Source organism: Mycobacteriales bacterium (assembly GCA_035504215.1).
GTDB lineage: Bacteria > Actinomycetota > Actinomycetes > JAFAQI01 > JAFAQI01 > DATAUK01.
Window position 1 is genome coordinate 1 of the sequence record DATJSI010000126.1, and the last position, 5116, is coordinate 5116.

At 68.7% G+C, this 5116-nt stretch carries 4 protein-coding genes; 2 read left to right on the forward strand and 2 right to left on the reverse strand.

Features of this window, described 5'->3' with window-relative positions; translation table 11 throughout:
• The coding region (locus tag VME70_14720; GenBank protein HTW21452.1) for an MFS transporter at positions 1–1511 on the forward strand (1511 nt) is incomplete at its 5' end.
• Between the two features lie 12 nt (positions 1512–1523).
• On the opposite strand, the gene VME70_14725 is transcribed toward VME70_14720, so the two are convergent.
• Positions 1524–2588 (reverse strand): 2-oxoacid:ferredoxin oxidoreductase subunit beta, encoded by a 1065-nt coding sequence (locus VME70_14725; GenBank protein HTW21453.1) that lies wholly within the window; start codon positions 2586–2588, stop codon positions 1524–1526.
• Between the two features lie 13 nt (positions 2589–2601).
• Positions 2602–4464 (reverse strand): 2-oxoacid:acceptor oxidoreductase subunit alpha, encoded by a 1863-nt coding sequence (locus tag VME70_14730; protein HTW21454.1) that lies wholly within the window; start codon positions 4462–4464, stop codon positions 2602–2604.
• A 270-nt stretch (positions 4465–4734) separates the two neighbouring features.
• On the opposite strand from VME70_14730, the gene VME70_14735 reads away from it, so the two are divergent.
• Positions 4735–5116, forward strand: a 382-nt coding sequence (locus tag VME70_14735; protein HTW21455.1) for an NAD(P)(+) transhydrogenase (Re/Si-specific) subunit alpha, incomplete at its 3' end; no start/stop codon positions are given.

Here is a 5116-nt window from a genome sequence, read left to right on the forward strand (position 1 = left end):
CTGCTGAGCGGCATTCCACCGAAGCCGACGGCTCACGGAGCCTCGTTCCGGCCCGGCTCGACCGGCTCGACTGGTCCCGCTTCCACACCCGTCTGGTCATCGCGCTCGGCGTCGCCTGGATCCTCGACGGCCTCGAGATCACGATCGCGAGCAACGTCACCAACATCATCAGCCAGAAGTCCGCGCTCGGGCTGGGCTCCGGATCGGTCGCGTTCTCGGTCGGAACGATCTACCTGCTCGGTGAGGTGGCCGGCGCACTGTTTTTCGGCCGGATGTCCGACAAGTGGGGACGCAAGAACCTGTTCATGATCACCCTCGGCGTGTATCTCGCCGGCGGCGCGCTGACCGCGTGCACCGCGGGTCACGGTCAGGGGTGGGTCTACTGGCTCGACGGCACCCGGTTCATCGCCGGCATGGGTATCGGCGGTGAGTACGCCGCGATCAACTCGGCAATCGACGAGCTCATCCCGGCGAAGTACCGCGGCCGGGTCGATATCGCGGTCAACGGCACCTACTGGGGTGGCGCGCTGATCGCGTCCGTCCTCACCGTCGCGGTCGTCAACAACATCTCGCCGCACTACTCGTGGCGGTTCGCCTTCCTACTCGGCCCGGTGCTCGGCTTCGTCATCCTCTTCGTCCGGAAGAACCTGCCGGAAAGCCCGCGCTGGCTGCTGATGCACGGCCGGGCGGACGAGGCCGAGGCTGCGGTCAAGGCGATCGAGGACGAGGCGGGGAAGTCCACCGAGTTGGCCCCGGTGGACGAGTCCAAGGCGATCGACATCAGCCCGGCCAACAACATCGGGTTCTTCGCCCTGGCTCGCACGCTGTTCAAGGAGTACCCGCCGCGGGCGATCCTCGGCGCCGTGCTGATGATCACCCAGTCGTTCCTCTACAACTCGATCTTCTTCACCTACGCGCTGGTGCTCACGAAGATCTACGGCGTCGACTCCGGACACACGCCGTACTACTTCATGCTCTTCGCCGCGGGGAACCTGTGCGGGCCGCTGTTGATCGGCCGGTTCTTCGACAGCATCGGGCGACGGAAGATGATCGCCGGCACCTACCTGATCTCGGCGACGCTACTGCTGATCTCGGCGGTGCTGTTCAAGGCCGGCGTGCTCGACGCGGTGACCCAGACGATCTGGTGGTGCGTGATCTTCTTCTTCGCCTCCGCCGGCGCCTCCGCGGCGTACCTCACGGTGTCCGAGGTGTTCCCGGTTGAGGTACGGGCGAAGGCGATCGCCGTGTTCTTCTCGATCGCGCAGTGCTTCGGCGCGTTCGGCCCGTGGCTCTACGGGCACCTGATCGGCAACGGCACCGACCACACCCGGCTGTTCTGGGGCTACCTGCTCGGTGCCGTGGTCATGGCGATCGGTGGCATCGTCGAGATCGTTCTCGGCGTCGACTCCGAGGGTCGCTCGCTCGAGGACATCGCGCCGCCGCTGTCGCTCTCGCGCACCGGGTCCGCCTCGCTGAAGTCGCGCGGAACGATCAGGCTGCCAGCCGACTGACCAGCGGCCGGCTCAGCCGATCCGCCAGGTGTCGCCGCTCGCGAGCAGCGCCGCCAGGTCACCTGGGCCGCGAGCCTCGCGTGCGACGTCGACCTGACTGCGGACCTCGTCGTCGTACGTCGGGCGATCGACCGAGCGGAAGACACCGACCGGCGTCACGCCGCCGTTGACGTTGCCCAGCCTCGAGAGCATGAACGCGAGCGCCGGCTCGTCGTGGTCGACGTGGTGAACGAGGATCGAGTCCTCGCCCGCGTCGGCGACGTCGACGACCTCGAGGCCACCCCGGCCGGTGAGCCGGACGCCCTTGTCCGCCTCGACGCCGAACCGCACCGGCTGGCCGTCCTCGAGCCGCAGAACAGCGGTGTCACGGGTGTCGGGGTCCTTGAGTACGTCGTACGCGCCGTCGTTGAAGATGTTGCAGTTCTGGAGGATCTCGACGAACGCCGCACCACGGTGCTCGGTCGCGGCCCGCAGCACCGACGTGAGGTGCTTGCGGTCCGAGTCGATCGTGCGAGCGACGAACGTGGCTTCCGCCCCGAGGGCCAGCGAGACCGGGTTGAAGGGCGTGTCGATCGAGCCGGCCGGCGTCGACTTCGTGACCTTGCCGACTTCGGACGTCGGCGAGTACTGACCCTTGGTCAGGCCGTAGATCCGGTTGTTGAACATCAACAGCTTCAGATTGACGTTGCGGCGCAGCGCATGGATCAGGTGGTTGCCGCCGATCGACATGAAGTCGCCGTCACCGCCGACGACCCACACCGAGAGATCGGGGCGCGAGGTGGCGAGTCCGGTCGCGATCGCCGGCGCGCGGCCGTGGATCGAGTGCATCCCATAGGTGTTGAGGTAGTACGGGAAGCGCGCCGCGCACCCGATCCCGGAGATGCAGACGATGTTCTCGCGCTTCAGGCCGAGCTCGGGCAGGAAGGACTGCACCGCGGCGAGGATCGCGTAGTCGCCGCAGCCCGGGCACCAGCGCACCTCCTGGTCGGAGGTGTACTCCTTCTTGGAGGCCTTCTCGCTGGCGACCGGGATCAGCTCGAGTCCGCGGCGTCCGTTCGGCTGGCTCGGGATGCTCATGGGGTGAGGTCCATCAGGTCTCGACCACGTCCTTGATCGCGTCGGCCAGCTCGTCGGCCTTGAACGGCAGACCGCGAACCCGGGTGAACGAGATCGCGTCGACCAGGAAGCGGCTGCGCACCAACATCGCGAGCTGGCCGAGGTTCATCTCGGGGATCAGCACCCGCGGGTACCTCGCAAGCACCTCGGCGGTGTTGGCCGGGAACGGGTTCAGGTAGCGAAGCTGCGCATGCGCGACCCGCCCGCCGCTCTCGCGCACCATCCCGACCGCGGCACCGATCGGGCCGTACGTCGAACCCCAGCCGAGCACCAGCAGGTCGGCGTCGCCGGCCGGGTCGTCGACGGCCAACGGCGGGATGTCGCGCGCGATCCCGTCGACCTTCGCCTGGCGCAGCCGCACCATCGCGTCGTGGTTGGCGGGGTCGTAGGAGATGTTGCCCGAGCCGTCGGACTTCTCGATCCCGCCGATGCGGTGCTCGAGACCCGGCGTACCGGGAATCGCCCACGGCCGGGCCAGGGTGTCGTGGTCGCGAAGGTACGGCCAGAACTCGGCGCCGCCGTCCGCGGTGTGGTGGTTGGGCTCGGCCGCGAACTCGACCCCCAGCTCCGGCAGCCCGGCCACGTCCGGGATCAGCCAGGGCTCTGAGCCGTTCGCGAGGTAGGCGTCGGAGAGCAGGAAGACCGGCGTGCGGTACTTCGTCGCGATCCGCGCCGCCTCGATGGCTGTGTCGAAGCAGTCCGACGGCGAGAGCGGTGCGATCACCGGCACCGGCGCCTCACCGTGCCGCCCGAACATCGCCAGCAGCAGGTCGGACTGCTCGACCTTGGTGGGCATGCCCGTCGACGGGCCGGCCCGCTGGATGTCGCAGATGATCAACGGAAGCTCGAGGGTGACCGCCAGGCCGACGGTCTCCGACTTGAGGTCGATGCCGGGACCGCTCGTGGTCGTGACACCGAGGGCGCCGCCGAAGGACGCGCCGAGCGCGGCGCCGATGCCGGCGATCTCGTCCTCCGCCTGGAAGGTCTGCACACCGAACCGCTTGTGCTTCGCCAGCTCGTGCAGGATGTCCGACGCGGGCGTGATCGGGTAGGCGCCGAGGAACAGCGGCAGCTTGGTCGACAGGCTGGCGGCGAGCAGGCCGTAGGACAGCGCGACGTTGCCGGTGATGTTGCGGTACAGGCCCGGCGTCATGACCGCGGGCTTGACCTCGTAGCGGACGGTGAACGCCTCAGTCGTCTCTCCGAAGTTCCAGCCCGCGCTGAACGCCGTGCGGTTGGCCTGCGCGAGGACCGGCGACTTGGCGAACTTCTGGGCGAGGAACTCCTGCGTGGTCTCGGTCGGGCGGCTGTACAGCCACGACAGCAGGCCGAGCGCGAACATGTTCTTCGCTCGCTCTGCTTCCTTGCGGGTGAGGTCGTACTCCTTGAGCGCCTCAACCGTCAGAGACGTCAACGGCACGGCGTGGACCTGGTACGCCGACAGGGTGTCGTTCTCGAGCGGGCTGACCGGGTAGCCGACCCGGGACAGGTTCCGAGTGGTGAACTCGTCGGTGTTGACGATCAGGTCGCCGCCCGGGCGCAGCTCGGCGAGGTTGGCCTTGAGGGCGGCGGGGTTCATCGCGACCAGCACGTCCGCGATGTCGCCGGGCGTCTTCACGTCGTGGTCGGCGAAGTGCAGCTGGAACGCCGAGACACCCGCCAGCGTCCCTGCGGGTGCCCGAATCTCGGCCGGGAAGTCAGGAAGGGTCGAGATGTCGTTACCGAGCTCGGCCGTCTCGGAGGTGAAGCGGTCGCCGGTCAGCTGCATGCCGTCGCCGGAGTCGCCGGCGAACCGAATCACGACCCGGTCGCGCTGTCGGGTTTCCTTTGCGGTCATCGAGGCGGTGCCACTGTGACGTGTTCGGCGAGCATGTGACGCTAGGTGCCTCGATCCGCGCTCTCCAGGTCACCCTCGGTGCGCGGAAGTCGTTCGCGCGGTCCAAGCGATGACGCCTCGTATTGAGGCGACTTTACTCCTGATCCGCCCGCTCGCCGGCCGGATCGACCATCACGCGCCGATCGGCACGGGCCCGCCACCGGCCGGTCCTCCCGCGGACTCGTGACCCGGACGAGGACAATGATGCGGCCACCGACGAAAGGCAGGTTCATGGAGCTCACCGTCGGCGTCGTCAAGGAGACGGCGCCACGCGAGCGGCGGGTCGCTCTTGACCCGGACGGGGTGGGCCGCCTTCGCTCGGCCGGCTGCGCGGTCGCCGTCGAGGCAGGTGCCGGTGAGGGCGCGTGGTTCCCCGACCGCGCCTACACCGACGCGGGCGCGACCGTCGCCGCGGGGTCGACCGTGGTCGGCGATGCCGCCGTGCTGCTGATGGTCCGGCCGCCGTCCGCAGCGACCATCGCCGCGCTGCGCGACGGCCAGGTCGTCGTCGGTCTGCTCGGCCTGCTCGGCGATCCGGCGCTGGCCCAGACGCTGGCCGCGCGCAACGTGACGGCGGTGAGCCTGGAAGGCATCCCTCGCCTGCTCAGCCGGG

Excerpts from the sequence above, each read along its gene's own strand:
- VME70_14725 (HTW21453.1), bottom strand. The coding sequence starts at position 2,588 with ATGAGCATCCCGAGCCAGCCGAACGGACGCCGCGGACTCGAGCTGATC.
- VME70_14730 (HTW21454.1), bottom strand. The coding sequence starts at position 4,464 with ATGACCGCAAAGGAAACCCGACAGCGCGACCGGGTCGTGATTCGGTTC.